General features: G+C 51.7%; 26 protein-coding genes. 15 read left to right on the top strand and 11 right to left on the bottom strand.

The annotated features are described in order from the left end of the window. Positions 1–161: 161 nt before the first annotated feature. Positions 162–1,343: a D-alanyl-D-alanine carboxypeptidase family protein gene (locus ACYC56_RS01400; RefSeq protein ID WP_461372389.1), complete on the bottom strand. Its 1,182-nt coding sequence runs from the start codon at positions 1,341–1,343 to the stop codon at positions 162–164. A 309-nt stretch (positions 1,344–1,652) separates the two neighbouring features. On the opposite strand from ACYC56_RS01400, the gene ACYC56_RS01395 reads away from it, so the two are divergent. The 11 genes from ACYC56_RS01395 to nhaD all read left to right on the top strand — a co-directional run bounded on the left by ACYC56_RS01395 (position 1,653) and on the right by nhaD (position 12,297). Next, a complete protein-coding gene (locus ACYC56_RS01395) occupies positions 1,653–2,111 on the top strand; it encodes a MarR family winged helix-turn-helix transcriptional regulator (protein WP_461372388.1) in 459 nt (152 codons plus the stop codon). 10 nt (positions 2,112–2,121) lie between these two features. Then, positions 2,122–3,903 (top strand): ABC transporter ATP-binding protein, encoded by a 1,782-nt coding sequence (locus ACYC56_RS01390; protein WP_461372387.1) that lies wholly within the window; start codon positions 2,122–2,124, stop codon positions 3,901–3,903. Then, positions 3,903–5,951, top strand: a complete 2,049-nt coding sequence (locus ACYC56_RS01385) for an ABC transporter ATP-binding protein (RefSeq protein WP_461372386.1) — start codon at positions 3,903–3,905, stop codon at positions 5,949–5,951. Before ACYC56_RS01390 ends, ACYC56_RS01385 begins: the two co-directional genes overlap by 1 nt. A gap of 148 nt (positions 5,952–6,099) precedes the next feature. After that, positions 6,100–6,663 carry a 2-oxoacid:acceptor oxidoreductase family protein gene (locus ACYC56_RS01380; protein WP_461372385.1) on the top strand — a complete coding sequence of 188 codons (564 nt, stop codon included), beginning with the start codon at positions 6,100–6,102 and terminating at the stop codon, positions 6,661–6,663. Then, the gene (locus tag ACYC56_RS01375) at positions 6,660–6,866 is read left to right on the top strand and encodes a hypothetical protein (protein WP_461372384.1); all 207 of its coding nucleotides are present in this window, start codon (positions 6,660–6,662) and stop codon (positions 6,864–6,866) included. The genes ACYC56_RS01380 and ACYC56_RS01375 overlap by 4 nt, the downstream gene beginning before the upstream one ends. Next, a complete protein-coding gene (locus ACYC56_RS01370; protein ID WP_461372383.1) occupies positions 6,867–7,013 on the top strand; it encodes a 4Fe-4S binding protein in 147 nt (48 codons plus the stop codon). It begins immediately after the preceding gene. A 35-nt stretch (positions 7,014–7,048) separates the two neighbouring features. Beyond that, positions 7,049–7,408 (top strand): hypothetical protein, encoded by a 360-nt coding sequence (locus ACYC56_RS01365; protein ID WP_461372382.1) that lies wholly within the window; start codon positions 7,049–7,051, stop codon positions 7,406–7,408. After that, positions 7,408–8,589 (top strand): transketolase C-terminal domain-containing protein, encoded by a 1,182-nt coding sequence (locus ACYC56_RS01360; protein WP_461372381.1) that lies wholly within the window; start codon positions 7,408–7,410, stop codon positions 8,587–8,589. Before ACYC56_RS01365 ends, ACYC56_RS01360 begins: the two co-directional genes overlap by 1 nt. 48 nt (positions 8,590–8,637) lie before the next feature. Further along, the gene (locus ACYC56_RS01355; protein WP_461372380.1) at positions 8,638–9,585 is read left to right on the top strand and encodes a thiamine pyrophosphate-dependent enzyme; all 948 of its coding nucleotides are present in this window, start codon (positions 8,638–8,640) and stop codon (positions 9,583–9,585) included. A 164-nt stretch (positions 9,586–9,749) separates the two neighbouring features. Continuing rightward, positions 9,750–10,982, top strand: coding sequence for a cation:proton antiporter (locus ACYC56_RS01350; protein WP_461372379.1), 1,233 nt, complete (start codon positions 9,750–9,752; stop codon positions 10,980–10,982). 43 nt (positions 10,983–11,025) lie between these two features. Beyond that, on the top strand, positions 11,026–12,297 hold the full coding sequence (gene nhaD, locus ACYC56_RS01345; protein WP_461372378.1) for a sodium:proton antiporter NhaD: 1,272 nt from the start codon (positions 11,026–11,028) through the stop codon (positions 12,295–12,297). Positions 12,298–12,417: 120 nt separating this feature from the next. On the opposite strand, the gene ACYC56_RS01340 is transcribed toward nhaD, so the two are convergent. From ACYC56_RS01340 to ACYC56_RS01325, 4 genes are all read right to left on the bottom strand, one after another. Continuing rightward, positions 12,418–13,233: a metal ABC transporter permease gene (locus ACYC56_RS01340; protein ID WP_461372377.1), complete on the bottom strand. Its 816-nt coding sequence runs from the start codon at positions 13,231–13,233 to the stop codon at positions 12,418–12,420. Positions 13,234–13,245: 12 nt separating this feature from the next. Beyond that, complete coding sequence (locus ACYC56_RS01335; protein ID WP_461372376.1) at positions 13,246–13,998, bottom strand: metal ABC transporter ATP-binding protein; 753 nt, start codon at positions 13,996–13,998, stop codon at positions 13,246–13,248. Positions 13,999–14,008: 10 nt separating this feature from the next. After that, on the bottom strand, positions 14,009–14,932 hold the full coding sequence (locus ACYC56_RS01330; RefSeq protein WP_461372375.1) for a metal ABC transporter substrate-binding protein: 924 nt from the start codon (positions 14,930–14,932) through the stop codon (positions 14,009–14,011). A gap of 80 nt (positions 14,933–15,012) precedes the next feature. Then, positions 15,013–15,432 (bottom strand): Fur family transcriptional regulator, encoded by a 420-nt coding sequence (locus tag ACYC56_RS01325; protein WP_461372374.1) that lies wholly within the window; start codon positions 15,430–15,432, stop codon positions 15,013–15,015. 139 nt (positions 15,433–15,571) lie between these two features. On the opposite strand from ACYC56_RS01325, the gene ACYC56_RS01320 reads away from it, so the two are divergent. Then, positions 15,572–16,306 (top strand): hypothetical protein, encoded by a 735-nt coding sequence (locus ACYC56_RS01320; RefSeq protein WP_461372373.1) that lies wholly within the window; start codon positions 15,572–15,574, stop codon positions 16,304–16,306. A 119-nt stretch (positions 16,307–16,425) separates the two neighbouring features. Beyond that, positions 16,426–16,836 (top strand): roadblock/LC7 domain-containing protein, encoded by a 411-nt coding sequence (locus ACYC56_RS01315; protein WP_461372372.1) that lies wholly within the window; start codon positions 16,426–16,428, stop codon positions 16,834–16,836. 6 nt (positions 16,837–16,842) lie between these two features. On the opposite strand, the gene ACYC56_RS01310 is transcribed toward ACYC56_RS01315, so the two are convergent. Beyond that, complete coding sequence (locus tag ACYC56_RS01310) at positions 16,843–18,960, bottom strand: heavy metal translocating P-type ATPase (RefSeq protein WP_461372371.1); 2,118 nt, start codon at positions 18,958–18,960, stop codon at positions 16,843–16,845. A gap of 454 nt (positions 18,961–19,414) precedes the next feature. Between ACYC56_RS01310 and fbp the strand changes: the two genes are divergently transcribed. Next, positions 19,415–20,521: a fructose-1,6-bisphosphate aldolase/phosphatase gene (gene fbp / locus ACYC56_RS01305; RefSeq protein ID WP_461372370.1), complete on the top strand. Its 1,107-nt coding sequence runs from the start codon at positions 19,415–19,417 to the stop codon at positions 20,519–20,521. Between the two features lie 18 nt (positions 20,522–20,539). Then, positions 20,540–20,941: a DUF2267 domain-containing protein gene (locus ACYC56_RS01300; protein WP_461372369.1), complete on the top strand. Its 402-nt coding sequence runs from the start codon at positions 20,540–20,542 to the stop codon at positions 20,939–20,941. On the opposite strand, the gene ACYC56_RS01295 is transcribed toward ACYC56_RS01300, so the two are convergent. The 5 genes from ACYC56_RS01295 to ACYC56_RS01275 form a co-directional block, all read right to left on the bottom strand. Beyond that, complete coding sequence (locus ACYC56_RS01295) at positions 20,915–22,108, bottom strand: phosphopentomutase (RefSeq protein ID WP_461372368.1); 1,194 nt, start codon at positions 22,106–22,108, stop codon at positions 20,915–20,917. The two genes, ACYC56_RS01300 and ACYC56_RS01295, sit on opposite strands and share 27 nt — an antisense overlap. A 23-nt stretch (positions 22,109–22,131) precedes the next feature. Further along, on the bottom strand, positions 22,132–23,028 hold the full coding sequence (gene xerD / locus ACYC56_RS01290) for a site-specific tyrosine recombinase XerD (RefSeq protein ID WP_461372367.1): 897 nt from the start codon (positions 23,026–23,028) through the stop codon (positions 22,132–22,134). Between the two features lie 13 nt (positions 23,029–23,041). Then, entirely contained in the window at positions 23,042–23,590 is a 549-nt protein-coding gene (locus ACYC56_RS01285; RefSeq protein WP_461372366.1) for an NUDIX hydrolase, read from the bottom strand. Between the two features lie 2 nt (positions 23,591–23,592). Next, complete coding sequence (locus ACYC56_RS01280; RefSeq protein WP_461372365.1) at positions 23,593–24,678, bottom strand: DUF3866 family protein; 1,086 nt, start codon at positions 24,676–24,678, stop codon at positions 23,593–23,595. Between the two features lie 5 nt (positions 24,679–24,683). After that, positions 24,684–24,918: M20/M25/M40 family metallo-hydrolase (locus ACYC56_RS01275; RefSeq protein ID WP_461372364.1), on the bottom strand; the 235-nt coding region annotated here is incomplete at its 5' end.

Raw genomic sequence — 24,918 nt, 5'->3', positions numbered from 1 at the left:
ACAATCGCCGGCAGGATAAAGCGGTGCTCAACCAAAATCTCCTGCCATGAGTATTTAACCATTAACGGCTATTCATACTAATGCTTCTCTCTTAAGCCTAGGCCAAGATATTGATTTCGGCAACTTAAAGCTACTGTTTGGATTCCATAATCCGGCCGGATTTACACATCCAATAGAGAACTGCCGAAGAGAGGAGAGAGATAGTGGCCGGCCATTTGCATGAGAGTCGGTTGCAAGGGATCGTTCTTTACCTGGAGATCCGCTGCAGCTACGGGTCGCCCGGCCTGGTAAGATACTACCCTTCCAAGAATTGCGCCCTTTTTGACCGGAAGCGGAGTGTCCTCGGCGTAGTGCGTTTCCGTATATATGGGAAGCGTGTGCCTCACGGTTGCGCTCGAGGCCTCTTTTGCGACCAAGTCGAGTTTCTGACCGTAGGGTGAGGTTATCGTCTTATAAACGACGCCCGCCGATGTCAATTGCTTTTCCTGGTAAAGGCTAAAACCGTAGCTTAGCAACCCGGCTGATTGAGTAAACATATTGGGACGCCGTTTCTCGCCGAGGACCACGGCTATTAAAGACACGTCGCCCTTGGTTGCCGAGGATACCAGACAACTGCCGGCACGATTCGTAAATCCCGTCTTAACACCGGTTGCCGGCGAATACATAGCCAAGAGATTATTATGCGTGGTTACGACTTTGGTGCCATGCAGGCGCCAGCTCTTTGTGGAAACGATCTGCGAAAACGTCGGGTTCTTCATCGCGTACCTTGTGATAAGAGCCAGGTCATATGCAGTCGTATAATGCGTCGGGCTGTCGAGGCCGTGTGGGTTATCGAAATGCGTGCGATTCGCGCCGATTTCGACCGCCTTTTTATTCATCATGTCAGCAAAGCCGCCGACCGAGCCGCCGACATGGTCGGCTATTGCGACCGCGGCATCGTTCGCCGATGGCAACAACAGCGCGTAGAGCAGATCCCGTAGCGTTATGTGCTCGTTTTTGGCGAGACCTACGCCTCCCAGCGACCCGGGGCCGAGCGCATCTGCGTTCACGGTTACGACGTCGTCAAGATTCCCGTGTTCGATGGCGACTAGCGCGGTCATTATCTTTGTCGTGCTCGCCATCGGGCGCCTTATGCTCGAATTCCTTCTCCACAGCACATCGCCTGTTTTTGCGTTCATTAGTATCGCCGACCCGGCGGAGACGGTGGGTTGTGGAGGCAGGCTCGCTACGCTCTGCGTAGCCGCACCCGCACTTGCAGGGGCGGCGAATGCAATGCTCCACGATGATGTGATTGCCGTTATAAGAAATGTAATTGTTAATAGAATAGAAATATGTCGCTTCATTTTTCACCAACCTAACGTAGTAATTTTTGCATGATACGATGCAGTGGCAGAAAATGGAAGCTTCAAGTGGTGTGCAGGAGGACGACTAAGCGCTGACATTGGCCTATGCTTACCATAAACCGCAAACCCGGACAGAAGCTGCTGCCCAGGTAAATCCTGCAGCATAAACACTCTTAAACCGGACGATAGTCTAGTAAAAGCTCTATCAAAGTTTCATCTTGACCGACGGTATTTATGTGCATATACTTTACTTGCTAAATAATTTATTTAGTAAATATTAACAAATCGAAACCGTTGCGGGTACAAGAAATGGATAAAGAGCAAATTACGGAACGCGCCCACGAACTTCAAAGCGCTATGAATATGTTCCGGCGCACCAATTTCATAACCAAAGACGATTCAGGGTTACGGCACTCCGAGAAATATTTCATGTGGCTTCTCGCCACCCTGAATAAGGGAGAGCCCGTAATGCCGTCAGAGGCCGCAAAGGTATTGAACGTTACTTTAGCGGCAATAACCCACCATATTAATTCACTCGAGAAACAGGGATATGTAACGAGGTCATCATCGCCCGAAGATAGGCGCGTGGTTTTTGTCAGCCTTTCCGATAAAGGCGCAGAGATGGTTGCCGCCATGAGAAAAAGCCACTTCGAAAAAATGTACGGACTTGTCGACTACCTGGGAGATAAAGATAGCGCTGAACTCCTCGCTTTGATGGCTAAGATAGCTGAGTACATGAAGAATAAAGCTCATCAAGAAAAAGAGTGAGACGTAAAACATGACAAAATTATTAAAGTACCTGAAACCATACACTTTGACGGTAATCGCGGTAATCGCTTTGACATTTGGCCAGGTAATGGCGGATCTTCAGCTACCCGACTATATGGCAAGAATCGTAAATGAAGGTATTGTCCAACAGAACAATTCCCTGATTTTCAATACCGGATTCCGGATGCTGCTTATCTCATTGCTGGGAGGCGCGTGCGCAGTTGCTGTCGGCTTCTTAGCATCGAAGGTATCAACTGGCGTTTCCATGAACGTGCGCGAAAAGGTCTTCACAAAGATAGAAAGCTTTTCTCTCAGAGAATTCGATAAGTTTTCGACGGCCTCCCTTATTACCCGCTCGACTAATGATATCCAGCAAATTCAAATAGTCATAATAATGCTGCTGAGAATGGTGCTTATGGCTCCGCTCATGGGCATTGGCGCCGTATTTAAGGCCTATGCTTTGGCGCCTTCGATGACGTGGATAATAGCCCTGGCGATTACCGTAATGGTCGGCATGATGATCGTTCTTTTTGCAGTCGCGATGCCGAGATTTAAGCTACTGCAGCAGCTCGTCGATAGGCTCAATCTGGTGACGCGTCAAAACCTCACCGGTCTTCGGGTAATACGAGCTTTTAACGCCGAAAAACACGAAGAAGCGAATTTCGAAAAAGCGAATGTCGAGCTTACGGGGATCAACCTTTTCGTAAACCGTCTCATGGTCGTCATGCAGCCCATGATGATGCTTGTCTTTAACCTTACCGCCATCGCCGTGATATGGGTCGGTTCGCATATGATCGACACAGGAAACCTCCTGATCGGCGACATGATAGCGTTTTTGCAGTATGCAATGCAGGTGATCATGTCGTTCTTGTTCATCTCGTTTATCTTTATTATGGTGCCCCGCGCCTCGGTGTCCGCACAGCGGGTGGCCGAAGTCATCGAAACCGAGCCGCTTATAAAAGACCCGGAGAACCCGGCTGCGTTTCCTGCAGATACAAGGGGACTCATCGAGTTTGATGACGTTACGTTTTCTTATCCCGGCGCCGATACACCGGTTTTGCAAAACATCTCGTTCTTGGCAGCGCGTGGAGAAACAACCGCATTTGTCGGCAGCACGGGAAGCGGAAAATCAACGCTTATCAATCTTATCCCCCGCTTCTACGATGTAACCGGCGGTCGGGTGCTCGTGAACGGCATCGATATTCGAACTGTCACCCAAGAGGCCTTATGCGAGAAGATAGGATACGTTCCACAAAAAGCGGCTTTATTCTCGGGAACGGTAAGCAGCAACATCAAATATGGGGCTCCGGATGCATCGGAAGAAGAAATGCAAAAGGCCGTAAACATCGCCCAAGCCTCTGGGTTTGTCGAACACCTGGAGGGAACATTTACAGCACCGATCGCACAAGGCGGCATGAACGTCTCGGGCGGTCAAAAGCAACGCCTTGCAATCGCGAGAGCGCTTATCAAGAAACCGGAGATATACATATTCGACGACAGCTTCTCGGCGCTCGATTTCAAAACGGATGCCGCACTTCGAGAAGCGCTTGGCACCGAGACAAAAGATGCGACGGTGCTGATCGTTGCGCAAAGGATAAGCACCATCATGAACGCCGACAAGATCATTGTTCTCGACGGGGGCGAAATAGTGGGCATAGGCCGGCACAAAGAATTAATCGAGAGCTGTCCTGTGTATCGAGAGATCGCCTCATCGCAATTATCAGAAGAAGAATTGGAAGGCATTATCACATCGGAAGCCATCATCACAGGGCTTAACGGGGAGGAACGATAATGAGCGACCGCAAAAGGCCACCCATGCAAAAGCCCGGAGCCGCCGGACCACTCGGAGGAGCCGGACCCCGGCCTGGAGGCCCTGGTCACTTTGGCGGCCGTCCCGGTATGATGCCGGGCGATAAAGCCAAGAACTTCAAGGGCACGATGGGCAATCTCATTACCTATATGCGGCCGTTTTGGGTTTCGATTATAATCGTTCTCGTGTTCGCCATCGCCAGTACGGGCTTCGCGATTGTGAGCCCTCGAATCCTTGGTGATATGACGAACCAAGTGGTCAATGACTATACCAATAGAACGGTCTACGATCAGGTCACCGCAAATATGCCGAAAGGCATGACGATTCCCCCTGGAACGAAGGGTGCGGATCTGTTAAAACAGGCCCCGCCTGCCCTGGTTAAAAAGATACCGTCCGGGAAACTGGCGACGATCAAGGCGCTCGATTTCTCGAAACGTCCCAGCATTAATTATCAAAAACTCGCGGATATCGCCTTACTGCTAATCGTCTTATACCTGTTGAGCACGCTTTTTAACTACATCCAGGGCTGGGTGATGTCAGGTGTGTCACAGAAGATCACCTACCGGTTCAGAAAAGACATCTCCGAGAAGATCAACCGCATGCCGCTGAAGTACTTTGATACAAGATCGCACGGCGACGTATTGAGCCGCGTGACCAATGATGTCGAGACGGTGAGTCAGACGCTCAATCAAAGCATGACACAAATCGTCAGCTCGATAACCATGATTGTCGGTGTCCTCGGGATGATGTTTTCCATAAGCTGGCTTTTGACCTTGGTTACGCTTGTTGTTCTGCCGTTGAGCTTCGGTTTTGTCGGCGCGGTCGTGAAGAGGTCCCAAAAACACTTTGTAAACCAGCAGATGACTCTGGGCAAGCTTAACGGTCACGTCGAAGAGATGTACTCCGGGCATAATGTGATGAAGGTCTTCAACGGAGAAAAACGTTCGATTGAAAAATTTCAGACGATTAACAAAGGATTATACGATAGCGCGTGGAAAGCTCAATTCCTTTCCGGCTTGATGTTTCCGATTATGAACTTTATCGGCAACCTGGGATTCGTTGGGGTATCCGTGGTCGGCGGCTGGCTCGCGATCAGGGGCAGCATCAATATCGGTGACATCCAGGCATTCATTCAATACGTGCGCCAATTCAATCAACCGATCTCGCAGACGGCAAACGTGGCGAACATACTTCAGTCGACCGCGGCGGCAGCCGAACGCGTCTTCGAGTTTCTGGGCGAAGAAGAAGAGGTTCCGCAAACCGAGAAGCCGGTTGAGCTTCAAACGGTAAAAGGCGCCGTGGAATTCGATAACGTGGTATTCGGCTACGATCCCGAAAACACCATCATCAAAGGTTTCACTGCGAGCATACAGCCGGGCCAAAGAATCGCCATTGTCGGGCCAACCGGCGCCGGTAAAACAACGATGGTCAATCTGCTCATGCGCTTTTACGATGTCAACCAAGGCTCGATTAAAATCGACGGTGTAGATATCCGCGACATGAGACGCTCTGATGTCAGGAAAATGTTTGGGATGGTTTTGCAGGATACCTGGCTGTTTAACGGCACCATCAAGGAGAACATAGCCTATAGCGATCCCGGGGCAACCGATGATGAAATCATGGCGGCGGCCAAGGCGGCTCACGCCGACCGCTTCGTGCACTCGCTCCCGAATGGATACGACATGGAACTAAACGAAGAGGCCGATAATGTTTCCCAGGGCGAAAAGCAGCTTCTTACGATAGCGCGGGCTCTCCTTGCGAATCCGCCGATGCTCATCCTTGACGAGGCCACAAGCTCGGTCGACACAAGAACCGAAGTGCTTATACAAAAAGCAATGGAGAACTTGATGAAAGGCAGAACCAGCTTTGTCATCGCGCACAGGTTGTCTACCATCAGAGACGCCGACCTGATACTCGTCATGGATAACGGCAACATCGTGGAGCAAGGCACCCATAACGAGCTTCTTGCAGAAAACGGTTTCTACGCTTCTCTCTACAACAGCCAGTTTACAGTACCCGCTGTAGTGTAAGACTGTTTGTGGCCTTCAACCCAGCCTTCCGCCGTAGTCGTTTCAGACAACATAAGAATCCCGCGATTAGGGTATCTATAAAAAAACAGAACGCGATAAACAATGATGGGTTCATCCATAAGGCATCTATGCTATTGAGGAGTATACGATGGTAGAAATACGCTGGCACGGCAGGGGCGGCCAGGGTGTGGTGACGGCCGCTAAGGTGCTGGCCGCGGCGGCGCTGGCCCAGGGTAAGCACATACAGGCATTCCCCGAATACGGACCCGAGCGGCGCGGCGCGCCCGTACAGGCGTTCACGCGGATCGACGACGATCCGATCAAGCTGTTCTCTCACGTGACCTCGCCGCACATCGTCGTCGTTCTCGACCGTACGCTCGTCGGCAAAATCCCGTTTACGGAGGGGCTCGTCGAAGATGGTACGGTCATCGTCAACTGCCGGCACTCGGCGAAGCATTTGCGCGAAGAGATCGGGCTGGGTTACGGCAAAGTGTTCGCCGTTGACGCCACGACCATCGCCAACGAGACCATGGGGCGCCCCATCACCAATACGCCGATGCTCGGTGCACTGGTTAAGGCCACCTCGATACTGGGCGTGGACATCGTCGAGGAGGAGTTGCGAAAACTCTTTGGGCCGAAGCTGAGCCCCAAGGTACTACAAGCGAACATCGATGCGCTGCGACGTGCGTACGAGGAGGTGCACAACGAATGAGCGAAGAACATCCCAACGAACATGCCCACGACCATCTGCACATCTATGACGGCGAGGCTGTTGAGGAATTCAAAGGGAAACCGGGTTGGCGCGATATCATCGAGGGCGCGGTAATCGTGGATGCCGGAAATGCCGACCGCTATCACACCGGCGACTGGCGTACCGAAAAAGCGATTTGGATAGAAGAACGATGCATCCAGTGAATGTTGTGCTGGATGTTTTGCCCGGATGCGGCATACCTGACAAAGAACGAGAAGGTGATCGGGATAAACTACGACCGGTGCAAGGGTTGCGGCGTTTGCGCCGAGCAGTGCCCGGTCGATGCGATAGCTATGACCGAAGAGTTATAGCAAGGATACACGGAGTGGACTGGGGGTTGTAAGTCATGACATTTTCGAAAACCGAAGAAGAATTTCCCGAAGAATCGATGGAAAAGCTAGAAAAGAAAGATACTCAGAGGGGCTACATGGGTGAGCCCGAACAGCATGATGAGCCAAAACATAAAGCCGAATACCAGTGCGAGTGGCCGGCCCACGGCAAGCGGGCCGCCGAGTCGCATGAAGTCCATCACCACGGTGGGCGGGAACGAGAGGCGCAACACGGTGAAGAGGACCTATCCCCCGAGCCGGGCAACCCCGACTTCTGGCCTTCGGCGGAACTCGACCAGGATGAAACCTGGGAGCCTCCGTCGCGTAACGAGCCGGATAGCGCACCCTGGTGCGAGCTTCAGGAGGATGAGGAGTAATGGCCATACGGGTTGCATACACCGGAAACGGGGCCTTCGCGCAGGCGATGCGCCAGGTAGAGCCGCACATGGTGGCGGCCTACCCCATAACCCCGCAGACCGAGGTGGTCGAGGAGTTCGCCCAGTTTGTCGCCGACGGCAAGGTGAAAACGAAGTTCCTCGCCGTCGAAAGTGAGCACAGCGCCATGAGCGCCTGCATCGGCGGGGCGGCGGCCGGCGGACGCGTAATGACGACAACCGCCTCCCAGGGGCTCGCCTACATGTGGGAGATGCTGGGCATCGCCTCGGGGCTTCGCCTCCCTATCGTGATGGGCGTGGCCAACCGGGCGCTTTCGGCACCGATAAACATCCACGGCGACCACTCCGATGCCATGGGCGCGCGCGACAGCGGCTGGGTGCAGCTGTACTGCAAGACGGTGCAGGAGGTCTACGATACGCTTATCCAGGCGGTACGCATCGCCGAGCACAGCGATGTGCTATTGCCGGTTATGGTCTGCTACGACGGCTTCTCGGTCTCACACAGCTTGATGGACCTCGAGATGCTTGCCGAGGACCAGGTAAAGGAATTTGCCGGCCGCTTTGCACCCCGGTACCCGCTGCTCGATATCGCAAACCCGGTTACCTATGGACCGCTGGCCCTCTACGACTTCTACTTCGAGCACCGGCGCCAGCAAGTCGAGGCGATGGCGAACGCCGAGCGTGTCGTTGAGCAGATTGCGGAGGAGTACGCTTCCCTCTCGGGACGCCGCTACAGCGCATTGGAGGCATACCGGCTCGATGACGCCGAAGTTGCACTGGTAAGCTTGGGCTCAACGGCGAGCACCACTGAGTATGCGGTCGATCGATTACGCGATGAAGGTGTTGCTGCAGGCGCTTTAAGAATCCGCACCTTCCGTCCCTTCCCAAAAGACACCATCCGCGAAGCCCTCGCGCCGTTAAAAGCGGTCGCGGTGATGGACCGGGCCGAGAGCCTCTCCGGCTGGGGCGGGCCGGTCGGCATCGAGGTCAAAGCGGCCTTTTACGAGTCCGAAGCCCGACCACTGCTTCTTGATGTCGTTTACGGGCTGGGCGGGCGCGATGTCGGTGTCGATGATATACGCGACGTCTTCGGTAAGCTCAAGCAGGCCACCGAGGCGGGCAAGGTATCGGAACCGGTGTATTACCTTGGCTTACGAGATTAAGCTCAAGAACTTAAATAATTATCATCAACAGGCTATGAGGTGGTCGATGTGACGGTAAACTTAAAGAAATTCACCAATAAACCCGAGTTGTTCACCGGCGGGCACCGGCTCTGCGCGGGCTGCGGTATCGCAACTATAGTTCGCCAGGTGCTAATGGCGGTCGAAAACCCGGTCGTCATCTCTAACGCGACCGGCTGCCTCGAGGTGGGGTCCACCATCTACCCCTACACCAGCTGGAAAGTGCCGTGGATTCACAGCGCCTTCGAGAACAGCGCGGCGACGATCTCGGGTGTGGAAACCGTCTACCAGGCACTCAAAGAAGAGGGTACGGTGACGGAAGATATCCGCTTTATCGCCATTGGCGGGGATGGGGGCACCTACGATATCGGCCTGCAAGCGCTCTCGGGTGCGCTCGAGCGCGGGCATAACTTCACTTACATCTGCTACGACAACGAGGCTTACATGAACACCGGAATGCAGCGCTCAAGTGCGAGCGCTTACGGCTCGTGGACCACGACAACACCGCTCGGCAAGGTCGGCGCCGGCAAGACGATAAAGAAAAAACCGCTCACCGACATCGTAGTGGCCCACCGCATCCCATACGTAGCGCAGGCCGCTCCCGGTCATTGGCGCGACCTGATGAACAAAGTACAAAAGGCGCTCGCAACCGAGGGGCCATCCTTTCTGAATATCCTGCAGCCCTGCGTCCCTGGCTGGCGCATCGAGCCCTACGCAAGCATGAAGGCGGCAAAACTCGCCGTTGAGACCTGTTACTGGCCGCTCTACGAGGTGGTAGATGGTGTCTACCGCGTGACGGTACGGCCTAAAGAGAAAAAGCCGCTTGCCGAGTATTTGGAGCTGCAAGGCCGCTTCCGCCACCTGCTCTCCGACGAGCATCGACCGATGCTCGATGAGCTACAACGCGACGTAGATTCAGCCTGGGAAGAACTCTTAAAAAAGAGCGCACCCGCAGAGACAAAAACCGAAGCCGGGTAGGGCGTAAGCTCACTTAGCGCGGATATATTCCCAGCCCACACATATCCCTTGCTTCTTTTGGGATTACGATTTGCCCACGCTCTCCGTAAACTTCACCTGCCGGTAAAACAGCCGGAATAGCGACGAGAGTTAGCTGATGGCCGACTAACGGTATATTGATAAGTATGATAATTACCGCAGCTTTGGTTTTCTTCATTATTGAAAACTGGATGCCGGATAATGTCAGCCAGGTATTGATTAACTTGTTCGTGCTTTTCACGGTAGCTAAAATAGCGGCAGAGGTATTTACACGTCTTAAACTGCCCGAAGTAGTTGGAGAGCTACTTGCCGGTATTGTAATAGGGCCAAGCGTACTTGGTTTAGTAAGCCACTCCTCGATCAATAATGCTATCGCAACCCTAGGTATCATGGTCCTACTTTTTGCAGTGGGACTTGAGACAAGCATCCTTGATCTGCGAAGGGTCGGGTTTATGGCGACGAATACCGCCATCCTGGGCATCGTTTTTCCGTTTATACTAGTTCTTGGCCTACTTCAGTTACTGAACTTTAGCATAGTAAGCACCCTGTTTATCGCGGCTGCAACCGTTGCCACTAGTGTTGGAATAACTGCAAGGGTTTTGTCCGACTTAGGGGCGACAAAGAGGATCGAGGCCAAAATCATCCTGGGGGCTGCTGTTGTAGACGATATAATAGGTCTGTTAATCTTAGCGGTGATAGTCGCCTATGCGCAGACCCACACTTTTTCCGCGCTTGATTTTCTCCTGGTTCTCTTGCAGATGATAGCTTTTATTGCATTTACGATATTAATCGCTCCGCGATTTGCACGAAGCCAGACATCCTTATCCCAGAATTTAAGGATTCATGATGGGGCACTGATTATCGCTATAGTCATTATGTTGGGATTATCAGCTATAGCTAGCTTCATAGGACTTGCTGCTATAGTTGGAGCCTTCTTTGCGGGGATGACTTTTGCCGAGACAAAAGATAAGGACGAGATTGCGGGTAAGATCCATGCTATCTTCGAGTTTCTTACGCCTTTCTTTTTTATAGTAACCGGCACTCTGGTTGACGTAGGGGTTTTTCTAGATCCTGCAGTCCTTGGTGTCGGGCTCCTTGTTACGATTCTAGCCATCGTCGGCAAAGTCCTGGGAGGATTAATCGCAACCCGCAGGCTGGGCTTCAGAACAGCTATAGTTATTGGCGCAGGGATGGTGCCGCGCGGCGAGGTTGGGTTTATCATTGCAAGCATCGGGCTCTCTCTTGGCGCAGTCACCCAACCCGATTTATCCATAATAATACTAATGTCCTTAGCGACGACAATTATCGTACCGCCGTTTTTGCCCATTCTCATCAAGCGCAATAATTCGGAGCCCGCATCTAAAACTAATAAAAGCTAAGGATTATGGTTATGTTAAACCAACTAACGCTATACTGATAAGTATGATAATTACCGAAGCCTTGATTTTCTTCATAATCGCATACATTCTCATAATGGCTGAAGAGAAGGTTCTGATCAGTAAAAGCGCCGTTGCGCTCGTCCTCGGCACATCCCTTTGGATTCTTATCGCTATCAGAGATCGCGCTAAAGTAGTCCCCCACTTAAGTGAAACGAGCGCCGGGATTTTTGAGATCGTAATATTTATACTCGCCGCAATCACGCTCGTGCAAATACTCACCCACTACAGGCTCTTCGACTGGCTGCGCTACCAGATCGCCAGATGGCGGCTCAGCGTGACACGTCAGCTGTGGCTCATTTCCGCTATGACATTCGGTCTATCAGCAGTGCTCGACAACATCACAATGACAATCGTTTTCACGCAGCTCACGCGGCTCTTTTTTAAAGGGAAAAACCTCCTGATCGCGGTAAGCGCCGTCATCATCGCGGCAAATGCCGGCGGAGCGTTCTCCCCGATCGGCGATGTTACTACAACGATGCTCTGGCTAAACAACAAGTTTACCGCGGCCGAAATCATACGATTCGCCCTCGGTCCTTCGATCATTATCTATCTCGTGTCTACAACACTCCTCGTTATGCAACTCAAAAAGGGCCAAATAGGTCCACCGGAGGAGCAGGGGTTTAAGTTTCTGCGCTCAGAAAAGCTCGTGATCGGCTTTGCAGTCGGATCATTCTCGCTTCCCTTTATCGTCAACCTTGTCGGCCTCAGGCCGTATCTTGGGCTCTTGCTAGGGCTCGGAATCACGTGGATTGTGATCGATATCCTGCGAAGACACCTACCGGAACACCGGACGCACTTCACCGCATCGATCGAGGATTTTCTGCGCGACGCGGATATTTCAACGCTTCAGTTTTTCGTCGGGATACTACTGGCCGTCTCAGCCCTTGATTACCTCGGGATATTAAGCTCGGCATCAACAGAACTCTTGGGGCGCGCACCGACGCTTGAACGCCTGGTAACGGGAAGCGCCCTCATTGGAGTACTCTCGGCGATCGTGGACAACGTGCCGCTCACCGCCGCGGCGATACACATAATAAAAACCACGGATGCCTCCATCTGGGCACTCGTCGCACTTGCGGTTGGCACGGGTGGCTCGATCCTCCTAATAGGATCGGCGGCCGGGATAGCCGCTATGGGATTAATAAAAGATCTCACCTTCACCAGTTACCTCAGAGTGGCAACCATTCCTGCAATCGTGGGATATATCGCAGGCATCGGCATGTGGTACCTCCAACACCTCGCACTTAGAATGTGATTCCGCTTGTCCAGATGATTACTCCAGCATATTATGGTTGCTTTTGTTTGTACGTCGGTCTCACTCACAAGGGCTTCGCATCACTTCCGTCCGTATAGTTTCATTGGTTCACGTAAGACCTTACTTAGCAGGACTGTTAGTGCCCACTTTTAGCAAAATGCTTAGTAAAAAAAAGATCATCGCGATAACGACTATGCTTCCTCCGCTCGCAAGTCCTACGTAAAATGAGAGAAAAAGTCCCAAGATTACCGAAAGCAAGGAAAAACCGACGGCATACCACATCGTTATCCTAAAACTCTGCTTGAATTGCATTGCCGTGATCCCGGGGATTACCATCAAAGCACCGATAAGAAGAACCCCGACGATCCGGATAGATAAAGAGACGGTAATTGCTGCAAGGATTATTAGAATAAGCCCTAGCACTCCAACAGGAAGCCCGCTGACCTTAGCGGCTTCCTCATCAAAAGAGATAAAAAACAGCTCCTTATACAGCAAAAATACAGTAGCTAAAACTACAACCCCTAAGATACTTATAAAATAAAGGTCATCGCTCTGTACCGTGGTAATGCTTCCGAAAAGAAAATTTAAGAGATTTACATTGAACCCGCCCGAGAGGCTTATGAGCACCGTTGCTAGAGCAAGGCTACCCGATAAGAACAAGGCAAGAATAGACTCCCCATAGATCTTCGTTCTCTCTTCAAGCCGGTTTATCCCGATAGCGCCAAGTACCGCGACGACAACGGCGGTAATAACCGGCTGGGTATTTGCAAGCAATCCGATCGCAACACCGAGTAAGGAGACATGAGATAGCGTGTCGGCAAAGAGCGAATAGCGCCGGACGATCAAGAAAAGCCCGATTATGGGGGCTATGACCCCGACCATAAGCCCGACGGCGAAGGCCCTGATCATAAAATCATATTGAAATATCGTTAACATAGAAGTCCTCTATTAACCCGGAAACATATATCTGACATTTTCGCCGTAGAGGTTCTCAAGCAAATTTCTGTTTTCCTTAAAAATGAGACTTGCCGCGCCGTCACAAACAAGCCGCCTATTGATGCAAATAAGCCGCGACGCCTCGTGTGACAGGATATCGATATCGTGAGAGACGAAAAGAATCGTCATGCCATGGGCGGCGTTAAGCTCTTTTAAAAAGCGGTAGAACCGGCTTTGCGACGATACGTCAATCCCGGTTGCGGGTTCGTCTAGGATAAGGATCTCGGGCTCACTTGCTAAAGCGCGGGCGATAAAGACCCGTTGCCGTTCTCCACCGGACAAATCAGAGATAAGGCGATTTTTCAGATGAGAAACCTCGCTCATCTCTAAAGCATTATCGATGGACTTAACGTCAGCTTCAGAGAGCCTCCTGAATAACCCGGCCTTGGCGATTCGCCCCTGGCTTACCAACTCTTGAACGGTTATCGGGAACCTCCCGTCGGCTTGCGTCATCTTCTGTGGCAAGTACCCTAGCTTTGGCCACTCCTTGAAATCGTCTATATCCTGGCCAAAAAGCTTTATTCTACCGGAGGTCGGCTTGATGAGCCCAAGTATAACCTTGAGCAGTGTTGTTTTGCCTCCACCGTTTGGCCCGATGATGCCATCATAATCTCCCCGGTAAACAGAAAGGCTGATACCTTGAAGCACGGGCTCGTTGCCGTAGCTAAAATTTATGTCCTGCAATTCAATAACCGGTGTTTCCATTAAATTTATCCTATTTACACTCAAGCGCCAAGCGCAAGTTGGCAAGATTGTCTTTCATCAGGCCTATAAAATTCTTCCCCGCTTTTTGCTCATCGGGGGTTAATCCTTCAATAGGGTCTAGCACAAGCGTTTTAGCACCGATTTCCCTGGCAATCGTTTCTGAAAGCCGCGGACTCACCAGTTTTTCGAAGAAGATGTATTTTACGTGGTGCTCCTTGGCGAATTTGGCGATTTCAGCAAGCCGTGCCGCCGAGGGCTCCTCTTCAGCGAGGCCGGCGATCGGGATTTGTATCAGATCGTAGCGCTTCGCTACGTAGGCAAACGCGGCGTGCGAGGTTACAATCTCTCGGGTACCGCAGCTGATAAGCCCCGTCCGGTACTCTTTATCTAAATCGGCAAGCTTCTTTGCATAAGCTGAAGCATTTTTCTCATAGAGAGCTTTATTGGCCGGATCGACTTCAGCAAGTTTCTTCGCGACGGTGCGTACCACCTGTTGATCCAACACAGGGTCGAGGTAAAAATGCGGGTCGGCTCCATTAGCATTAGGTTTTTCTCCTTCTTCCGGAGTGGCCGGAAGAAGGAGAATCCCTTCGCTTGCATTAATAACGGTTACACCTTCGAGGCTGGGAACGACCTTGTCTGCCCAGGGCTCAAAGCCTGCGCCCGTATAGATAAAAACCTTCGATTGTTCCATCTTTACGATATCCTGCGGTGAAGGCTCAAAATCATGGGGCTCCGCACCCACGGGCGTCAGGTTGGTGACATGAACTTTGTCCCCTCCAACCTGGCGGACAAACTCAGCCATTGAATAAAAACTGGCGGTGACCTCTATCTTATTTTGGGTTCCCGCTCTTTGCCCACGTGAAGCGACAATACTTACAACAGCTACCACAATGATCACCAAAAGCACTGCAAAGATAAATCGTCGATTCATAGTTCAACCCCTTTTTACCGGCTCGAGGCCACTTTATGCGACATCAGATGAAACAAGAAAGACGCAACTCACGATGGTTCTTACCGACAGTTCTTGCAAAGACCGATAAACTCGACTAAATGGAAATTTACTTTAAAGTCTTGAGCATGGAGCATCTTTTCGATTTCCCGTATGCCTTCCGAGCAATCGATATCCTCTATCTCACCACAACTCTGGCACATAGCGTGATGGTGGTGCTCGATTGCCGCCAGCTCAAATCTGTCTTGCCTTTCACCAAAAGTTATTTTGGTAATTATGCCTTGCTCAAGCATGAAGGTAACTTCGCGATAGATGCTGGTTTTATGGGGCTTAAGGTCATGCTTCTTAAGCTGTTCGATAATCTCGGCAGCAGAAAGAGGCTTCCTTGCAAGATCAAGCTCTTCAAGAATGGCTTTTCGCAGCTTTGTAAGACGAAAGCCCCGGTCTTTCAAGTCTTTAATAAGGTCATTATAGTAACTCATACTCATACCCATGCACGCATCTTAATGCAACCTAGTTGCGTCTGTCAATGATTTTAGTATGTACCCTTAAATGTTCGGTTTATAACGCTAACGGTTCTTATCTTGAAAGCAAACGCCTCTTTTGGTAGGTTAGTATGTAATGGCTTATGATAAAAAATCCGATTCAGCGCAGTTAAAAAAGGGCGGGCAGCTTTCGGCGGTAGTGCTACTGGCAATAGTCGTAGTTACACTGGTAGCGTTTAACGTCAATAAGAGAGTGGTCAATCAGCCTGCCAAAAACACGGATACGACGACGAACAAGAAAGCGCCGGATCTCGGGAATAAGGCTCCCGACTTTTTTGAGCGCCAGCTCGAGCAAGTTATAAGCGCAACGAAAAAAGCGCCGTTTAAGGCAAAGGTAGTGACCGATGGAGGGTTTTACGGTTTCTGGACCCAAAGCGGCGATAATTATCGCTTCGAGAGCCCTCCTAAGCTCAACCTGATAATCATCAACTCATCGAAGAAAAAGGTTTGGGTGGTAAACCTTACCCGCAAAGTCGCCCTTGAAACCCCCATAAGCAGCTCGACCGCAAGCTTTTACAGCGAACTCAGCCCCGCGTTCTTTATTGAAGGGCTCTCACGCTATGCGAACGCCGAAACGAAACGGCTTGAGGATATCCTTCCCTCGGATAATAATTCCAAGCTGATGCTAACCAAGCAGGGTCTCCCAAAACGCTGGGAAGGATTGCGAAGCAACAAAACCCCTTGCTTTATCAGCTGGGATTATATCCAGATCAACAATATCTCACCTGCTGAATTTGAACTCCCCAAGGGAATCGCCATAACCCCTACGCCTCCTTCACAAATCGCAACGGCCACCGCAGTAAACCAGTAGTATGATTGTATTCCCTCTTTCTTGGATATAAGAGCTAATGCACCGCGCAATAAAACGTTAATAAACGTGACTCTAATCACTGAGCGCTGTGCTGCCACCACTTTCTTGAAGGAGGGTGCATGCGGGATAAGCCGGAGAACGAATCGAGATACGAGTTGCCGGGCGACGTGAATAAGCTCGTCCTGGGAAGTCTCGCCCGCATTGCGGGTATTCAGGGTGTCTCGACTGTGTGGGTGTTCGATAACAAAGCTACTATACTTTCGTATTTTAACCGGCTTAAAATAGATCTGCAAAGCATTACTTCAAGCATCGCTATGCTCGATGTCTGGGCCGACCGGGTTGAGACGAGCCTGGACTCAGAAAACATCAAGCTCGTCTATATCAAGTTCGAAAAACTACTGTTATTTGTTACTCCCATTACAGAAGATAAAGCGCTGGGGATCATTTCTTCGGTCAATGCTCCGGTGGGACAGATATTTTGGTATCTGGATCGGCTCATCCCGCAACTTCAAAAAATCTTCACGGCGTAATCACGGTTACGGTTCGACGGCCGAGTTCGCCCTTGCTTGCCTGAGCCGTAGCGAGTTCGCCATGACTGCAAGCGTACTGAGAGATACCACGACCGCAGCTATCTCGGGCCGTAACACAACTGGGGATACCGGATAGAGCACGCCCGCCGCCACCGGAAGCGCGACTACGTTATATGCGATTGCGAGACTAAGGTTCTGTTGTAGTTTCGCCGTCACGTCTTTGCCCAGGTCAAGCAAGGCAACCACATCGACCGGATTGTTTTTTACCAATACAACATGACCCGGCAGCGAAGCAAGCTGTGTGCCAGAGGTAAACGTGACCCCAATATCGGCCTGGCCAAGGGTCGAAGCATCATTTGAGCTTGCGCTTACCGCAGCCACGTGCCTGCCTTTATGCTGGAGTTCATTGATAATATCCGCCTTAGCCGCTACCGGGACCTCGGCGTAGACCTTATCGATACCGACCTCATCCGCGATCGCTTTTGCCGTCGTGTAGTTATCCTCCGTAATCAGCATTACGTTAATCCCTGCACCATGCAGCCGCTTGACCGCCTCTGCCGAGCTGCTTCTAAGGGGATCGTAAATCCCGATAATACCTTCGATTTTGCCATCCACCGCCACATACACGATGGTCTTGCCCTGCTTGGCAAGCTCATCCGCTTTTTGCTCGACCATCACCGTATTGATATCTTTTTCAACCATCAGGCGCTTGTTTCCAACCAGGATCGTGCGCGTCTCGATTTTGCCGACCGTACCGTAACCGGGCATCTGCCTATGCTCTTCAGGGGTCGGGATGGCGATGCTGACCTGCTCTTCCGCGGCGGTGACAATCGCCCTTGCGATATCGCTTTTTGACCCCTTTTCAAGGCCTGCCGTCAGCCGCAAGAACCCCGCCTCGGTTAGTTTTCCAATATGATAGATATCGCTTACGCGTGGGGTTCCCTCGGTGAGACACCCCGTTTTACCAAACACTACTGTGTCGATTGTCGCGGCCCGCTCTAAAACCGCAGAGTTTTTTATCAATAAGCCCTTTCTCAACCCGACGCCCGCTCCGACCAATACCGCCGTCGGTACCGCCAGCGCCAATGCATTCGGACCGGCAACGGCCAAGGTCGCCAGGGCGATTATAAGCGCAAACGCTAAACCTCTGTGGCCCGCAAAGCCCCAGAGTAACGCCGCTAACCCGGCTAATATGATGACCGTAGGAATAAAATACGAGACCACGGTTTCCATGGTTTGCTGAAGGGGTGTGCGCGTTTGCTGTGCGTTCTCGGCGATTTTTATCATCTGCCTGATAACCGTCGAGTCACCGGTCCTGACCGCCTTCATCGTGAACTCGCCGGCCTGGTTTACTGTGGCTGCAAGCACCTCATCCCTGAGGTCCTTTTCCACTAGCCCCGGGTTTCCGGTTACAATGGATTCATCGACAAGCCCATATCCTTCGACAATAATCCCATCAACAGGTATTGTGTCGCCCGCCTTGATACCTATGCTGTCTCCGGCATGCACCTTTTGCAGCGGTACGGTTTCTACCCCCTCATCGGTTATGACATTGGCAAGTGTAGGTAATGCGGTATACAGCGATTGAACCGGTTCGGTAATCCGCTCCCATGCCAGGATTTCCATCCAATGCCCAAGAAGGATAAGGGCCAAGACAACGGTTGCGATTTCGAAAAATATAGTTCCCGGGACGGCAAAGGATGCAACGATACCATACGCATATGCGACCAGAACGGCCAACGTCACAAGCAGCGCCGTGTTGGTAGCCCCCCGCCTCAAGGCAAGCCAGGCCGAAGTATAAAAAAACCGTCCACCGTACAGTACGGCTATTGTGGCAAGCACAAAGTGAAGAACATTCTCACCGATGGGCGGTGTAGCGGCAAATCCGGTAAAGGGCCTATTGGCGGGCGATGTTACGATTATGGCAAGCGCCATGATAAGCGTCACGACAAAGGCATTTCGAAAACGCCCGGCCATCTCGGGCATGTCGACCACGCGCTCGGTCTTAAACTCATACACGGATTGCCACGCAGGGCTCACCGTATTCTTCTCATCGCGAACCGCATACTCACTATTAGGTTGCGCTTGCACGCCCGCCTGCCGCTCATTCGTACTATTATGCATAATAACCCTTTGGAATTTCGAATTGCGAATTTAAAAACAAAACCATCTATCTAACATTGGTTTAGCTACGCCTAGACGCTAGTAAGTGACAATCACAGTGCCTGCACCCGAGATTCTTCGCTATCGCTCAGAATGACACCTAAGCAGCACTCGTCTTATAAACCCACACTCTCAACCCACACCCTGCCTACTGCATACTCCCCTACTGCCTACTTAAACCCACGCTCTCGACCCACACTAATTCGTAATTCGACATTCGCAATTCGCAATTCCCCTGGCTTCTGTCCTTCTTACCCTATTCTACCACTATCGAAATGTTTGCTGCGATTGCGCTAGTACTGCTACCGAACGCAGGCAGAACAAATAGAAGAACTGATATATCTGACCGCTAGTTACTCTTTTGAAAAGAAGGGTAAAAGGTCTAATGGATAGTCGTTTTGAAAGGAGGATCCTAGTGTCCGGTGAGGTAACTATCAGCATTATAAAAGCGGATGTCGGGGGGTTTGTCGGCCACGGCGAAGTGCATCCGGCCCTTATCGAAACGGCGCGCGAGCGTCTGGCCCAGGCCAAGGCGGATGACCTTCTTATCGACTACCGTATCGGAAAAGTAGGTGATGATACTTCACTTATAATGACGCATGACAAAGGCGTAGATTCTGAAGCCATCCACCGGTTTGCCTGGGATACCTTTGAAGAGATGGCGCAGACCGCCCGGAAATACAAGCAATACGGGGCCGGCCAAGACCTCTTGTCCGAAGCGTTTACGGGTAGCGTTAAAGGGCTCGGTCCGGGGGCTGCAGAAATGCAGATCTACGAAAGGCCGAGTGAGCCTATTATTTGTTTCCTTGCGGATAAAACCGAACCAGGGGCCTGGAATTTCCCTCTTTTCAAAATATTCGCCGACCCCTTTAATACAGTAGGCCTTGTCATCGATCCGAATATGGTCGACGGGTTTAGTTTCGAAGTCCACGACCTGATCGAGAAAAGAAAGATACTCCTCGCGTGCCCGAACGATTATTACGCGCTCTTGATGTTTATAGGTGCGCCAAGCAGGTATGTAATCAAGCATATCTATAGAAATGTCGACAACTTGATTTGCGCGTCGACATCGACCCAGCGCTTGGGCATGATCGCCGGCCGGTATGTGGGCAAAGACGACCCGGTTATGATCGTGCGCGCGCAAAGCGGCCTGCCCGCGGTGGGGGAGGTTCTCGAGCCGTTTGCAACACCGTATCTGGTCGCCGGTTGGATGAGGGGGTCGCATAACGGCCCGCTTATGCCCTGCTCTTTTGGCGACGCCCACCCGACCAGGTTCGACGGCCCGCCAAGAGTCGTGGCCTATGGGTTTCAACTCGCAAATGGAGAACTTATCGGCCCGCGTGATATGTTCGACGACCCCGCGTATGACGGCGCGCGAACGAAGTGCAACGAAATCGCCGATTACATAAGGCTTTTAGGGCCCTTCGAGCCGCACCGCCTTAACCTTGATGAGATGACATACACGACCATGCCGCACCTTATGGACAGGCTTGAGGAGCGATTTGAGCCATCGGGGGATTAGTATAAAGGAACGATTAACATGACTAAAGACGAGTTTATCGACATTATACGCAAGGAAGCAATGCTCCCAAAAGAAGACACGGAGCGCGTGGCGCATGCGGTGCTCCTCACTCTCAGGTCGCAATTAAGCCTCGCCGAAGTCCATGATGTCCATGAGACGCTCCCCCAAGATATGGGTACCTTATGGACGGGCGGTTGGCTTCAACGGCTTGTAGTACGCCTGGAGAGCCTTCATAAGATGAATATAGAAGAGTTTATAGAGCAGATACGTGAAGCGGCCGATATCCGCACCTATCAGGAAGCCGAGCGGCTGACCAGGATAGTCTTGAAGGTCCTCAAAGAAACTATCCCGCCAACAGAAGTCGAGCATATCCAGAAGGACTTACCCGTCGAGCTAAAGAATCTCTGGGACGCGGCATAGTTCACCCTTGAAACCCTCTCCATGCACCGGAGCTTCTACGCCAAGTAAGTCCGCCACCGTTTTGCCCAAATCCGAAAACGTCTTTCTTATCCCAAGAGAAACCGGCCCGTCGAACGCAAGACCGTAGACCAAAACGGGCGCATATTCCCTGGAGTGGTCCGTACTTGGGGTGGTCGGGTCGCACCCGTGGTCGGCGGTAATAAACAAGGCATCCGCTGGAGTCAGTTTGCTTACAATCTCGGGTATCCTTGCGTCGACCGCCTCGAGGCCCTTGGCGTAACCTACCGGGTCGTTCCGGTGCCCCCACTGTGAGTCGAAATCGACCAGGTTCGTAAAGATAATCCCGTTATCCTGCTCGTCCATCGCCTTAAGCGTCATGTCAACGCCGTGCACATTGCTTTCGGTATGCACCGCAGCGGTTATACCCTGCCCCACGAATATCTCGCTGATCTTTCCAACGGCATAGACCGGATATCCCGCATCCTTTACGTAATCGAGCACCGTCTTTGCGGGTGGCGCTATTGAATAATCTTTTCTCCTATGTGTCCGGGTAAAGTTGCCCGGTGTACCGATAAACGGCCTTGCAATAACACGTCCGACCTCGTGCTCGCCTCTTAAGATAGCGCGGGCGATCTCACACATCCTATAAAGCTCGTCTATCGGGATGACATCCTCATGCGCGGCGATTTGAAATACGCTGTCGGCCGATGTATAGACAATCGGCTTTCCGGTCTTCATGTGCTCTTCACCCAGCTCGGCTATGATCTCGGTGCCGGATGCGGCCTTATTTCCAAGGATTTCTCTACCGGCGGCTTTCTCGAATGCTTCTATAACATCAGGCGGAAAACCGTGCGGGTACGCCGGAAACGGGCGCTCCAGATGTAAGCCCATCATTTCCCAATGCCCGGTGGTGGTGTCTTTCCCGGGGGATACTTCGGCCATTTTGCCAAAAAACGCCCGCGCATCCGGCTCTCTTGGAACCCCTTCTATCTCAAGGATGTTCCCCAAACCAAACTTACCAAGATTGGGCATATGTAACCCACCAACCGCTTTGGCCGTGTTCCCTAGCGTGTTGCTTCCCTCATCACCATACTTACCCGCATCAGGAAGCGCCCCCACCCCCACACTATCCAAAACTATAATAATGACCCGCGTTATCTCCGCCATCGTATCTCCTCATGCTTTTTCCTTTAGTTCTTCCTTGCCTTCGGATGCGTCCTTTCATACACCGCCCGCAACTTATCCTTGGTCACGTGCGTGTAGATTTGGGTTGTCGATATATCGGCATGGCCGAGAAGCTCTTGAACCGCCCTGAGGTCTGCGCCGTTTGTCAGCATGTGCGTGGCGAATGAGTGTCGCAGAAGGTGCGGGTAGATATCCCCTATTCCGGCTTTACCGGCGTACTTTTTAACGATCTTCCAGCAACTCACGCGCGTGAGACGCGTCCCATGGTTGTTAAGGAAAAACTCGGGCGGCCAGGAACCCTCTTTTACGAGTTCACGCCTTGCTTTATTACTATACTCCGTAAGCGCTTCAAGCGCATAGCTCCCAAGGGGAATAATCCGCTCTTTAGAGCCTTTACCAAGGCAACGCAGGTACCCGTGCCTGAGATCGATATCCCCCACATCGAGCGAGACAAGCTCGGAGACACGCATACCGCAGCTATAAAGAAGCTCAAGGATGGCCCGGTCGCGTACTGTGTACTTCCCGGTTCCCATCGGTTGGTTTAGAAGTTTGCCGATTTGCTTGACGGAGAGCACTTTAGGTAATTTCCGCGCTCTTTTTGGGGATTTAATATCAGATGTGGGAAGGTTTTCGGTAATGCCCTCGCGCACCAGGAACTTATGAAACGATTTAATCGCAGCTAGTTTTCGTGCTATAGAGGTATCGGCATATTCTTTATGCAGCTGCTGCAAGTAATCGAGGACATGCTCGTAGGAGACAGCTGCCAATGAGGTAACGCCGTTATTGTTGAGATAGCCCAGGTAGGCGATGAGATCCCGGCTATATGCCTCCAGCGTGTTCTTTGCCAGACCTCTTTCAACGGATAAATAGTTTAGGAAATCATCCAGTAGCTCAAGGGTCATTTTTACTTCGATTCTATACTTCGATTCGCCCGACGCGCTGAGCGGCCATAAGGATTGCGGTCAGCGTCTTGGCGTCCTCGATTTTACCCGAAGCCACCATCTCAACCGCTTCTTTAACGGGAATATGTTCTACCAGCATTCCCTCTTCACCTTCGTCGCGCTCCGGCTCTCCCTCTTCGATCTCATCCGTAAAAAAGAGATAGAATCTCTCATCCGTAAAACCGGCCGAAGTGTAGAACTCGGCGAGCCTATGTACCGTCCCGGCCCTATACCCGGTCTCTTCTCTCAGTTCACGGACAGCGCACTCTTTAGGGTTCTCACCATTATCGAGAAGGCCTGCGGGTATCTCTAGAAGGTCTGCGTCTATCGCATGCCGGTACTGCTTAACGAAGACGATCTCCCTGCGCTTGTTAATCGCGACGATGCCTACTGCATCCAGGTGTTTTACAACCTCACGCTCCATAACTCTGCCCTCAGGGCTCTTTATTTTATCGACGTAAAGGCTAATTATGCTGCCTTCGTATATCAGGTCAGATTTGAGAAGGGTAAAGCTTTCTGTCACACCTACTTACCTCCTAGTAGAGTGGTTGCCGCATAGATTCCGGCCGCACCGGCGGCCATGAAAAATTCCGGGTCTTGATCGAGCGTTCTCCCCATCGTCGTGGGTAGTATGTTTTTACTCTTCAATACGCTGATCACCATTCCCGCGCTTACCCGCGCGATGGTATGTGCGTGATCCAGGCGCTCTTTTATTATCTGGTCGTTAATGGTATTTGCCTTGCCCCTGTCCATCTCGGGGATGGTGACGATGCTGCGTGAGACCGCCGCAATCGTTAACGCGGTGACAGTATGGTGACTTATGCCGACATGGCGCTCCCTCTTATCGGCGAAGCTTATCCTCGGGATCGCTATCGGTGTGCCTTTCAGACCGTTCACGGCGTTGATGACCTGGCCCTGCTCCATCCCGGTAAACCCGAGCCTCGTGTTACTGCCGACGATACCCGGGCCCATGCAGACTATCGCAACATCTGCCGCCACGGCATATTTTGCCGCCGCCAGCGCGCTGAATATATTGATTGCCTCGATATCTCCGCCAAACGCATGCCCCGAGGTAATCGTGGCATCGATACTCCCCGTTCCCTTAAGCTCTGCAACGAGCCTGCTGAACGCCAGTGGCAACGCCGCGCCATCCGTCATGATGTAGGCGATCTTTGCGCTGGGAAGAAGCTCTTTTACCATGACGGCCGCCGCCGGAAGCTGGCTATGCAGTGTTCCCACGATAACCGGCATATTCTCTATGCTCGCAACATCCTTCAGGACCTTATGGTAGGGGCTGTTTTCCTCTTCGGCGGCCAGGCATTTTATCTGTAGCGGTGTATAGCGCAGCTTCATGATATGGCCGTCGCTCTGGGACGCCACGGAATCCTTGCTCAGATTCCAAAGGATAAAATGATAGCCGCCCGTTCCAAGGTCGAGGTCGACGGCGGTCGTGTTAACGATAACATCGTCTCCCGGCCGTACATCCCCGACAAGCCCACTATAGCAAATGGCCTTATGGTGGCTGCCATCCACATCGACAGACGCTTCGATGAAGCCTGGTCGCTTGCTTTTTATTTCGGTTACTTTTGCCCGCTTAAGTGTTAGCATCATAAGCCCTATATCTTAACAAGCTCGACGAGAAGTTGCGCCATATTGGACAGCTCTTGCACGGGGACGTATTCTTCGTCGGTATGGACGTCTTCGGCGCCCATCCCTAGGTTTACGGTGCTGATTCCTTTGGCGTTGAATATATTGGTATCGCTTCCGCCGCCGCTCTTGATAAGCCTCGGGGTAAGGCCGAGCTTCGTCATGGTATCGACTACTTTCTTAACAACAGAGTCGTTTTGTGTA

It is taken from the genome of Candidatus Aquicultor sp. (assembly GCF_054640775.1).
Note: the sequence above shows the minus strand (reverse complement) of the source record. Positions and strands in the feature narration are given on the sequence as shown.